The 841-nt window shown below is 38.3% G+C and carries 3 protein-coding genes; 1 reads left to right on the top strand and 2 read right to left on the bottom strand.

Annotation, left to right across the window (positions count from 1 at the left end):
- Nucleotides 1–212 (bottom strand): BrnA antitoxin family protein (locus A3756_RS16330; RefSeq protein WP_068553951.1); only part of this gene is annotated, 212 nt, incomplete at its 3' end.
- Nucleotides 199–498, bottom strand: a complete 300-nt coding sequence (locus A3756_RS16325; RefSeq protein ID WP_068511104.1) for a BrnT family toxin — start codon at nt 496–498, stop codon at nt 199–201. The genes A3756_RS16330 and A3756_RS16325, both read right to left, overlap by 14 nt.
- A gap of 144 nt (nt 499–642) precedes the next feature.
- On the opposite strand from A3756_RS16325, the gene A3756_RS28770 reads away from it, so the two are divergent.
- On the top strand, nt 643–841 hold a 199-nt coding region (locus A3756_RS28770), incomplete at its 3' end, for a hypothetical protein (RefSeq protein WP_231875557.1).

The raw sequence follows: 841 nt of genomic DNA, 5'->3' as shown, positions 1-841 counted from the left end.
GGCATGTCTCTTCGATTAGCCTCAATTTTAATGCTTTCAAGCAAAGACTCAGGTAACCGCAAGGAAATTGTTTTCGTCGATGGTTTTAAGTTGGGCATTGTTACTTTTGCGGCCTTACTCCAGTCCAAGTAATCAGCGGAATCATTATCTTCCCAAAACTTTCGTTCTTCTGCCTCTGTTTTAAACTTTGGAGGCTGTTTATGCTTGTTCATAAAATTTCCTCTCTTTCTTGTGCATTGGTCGTGCAGAAATCACTCTAATCAAAGTGTTATCTTCACGCAGTGTAAAAGTAATATGTAGTTGCCGCCCATCATCGGTAATTCCAAGGGCATGGTATCTGGGCTCTTTATCACTGTGCTTTTTGTCCGGCAGCAGTAATAAAGGCTCATTAAAAAATAATTGTTCGGCCTCTAACTGGTTTACGCTGTGTTTATCAACGTTTTTTCTTTCGTTGCCAGCATCCCAATTAAAGCCTTTTATTTGTTTCCAATTAATCATTTATGTATATTACCATCATATACATAAAAATGGCACTAACAAGCGGCTCCACCGGACAAATTTTATTGTCACCTTTTTTGTACCAAAAAAGCCGCCAATAAAATTTCCTCGGTGAGCCGGGCGTTATAGCAGGAATGGTGATTTATGAATATTATGGATGAGCAAGTATCACTATTGAATGAGTTGAGCGAACTCATGATGATAAGCAGTGAGCTAGGGTATGAATCTCTTTCGTGTGAGTTTAAATATCACACTTCAGAAGATGGTAGTAGTTCAATAGGATCCAAATTTAGTTATGTAATTGATGGTAAAAGGGTCTCAAAGGCACTTGTAAAACCTGAAA

The organism is Oleiphilus sp. HI0086, assembly GCF_001635225.1.
This window is presented reverse-complemented; position numbering and strand designations above follow the sequence as displayed.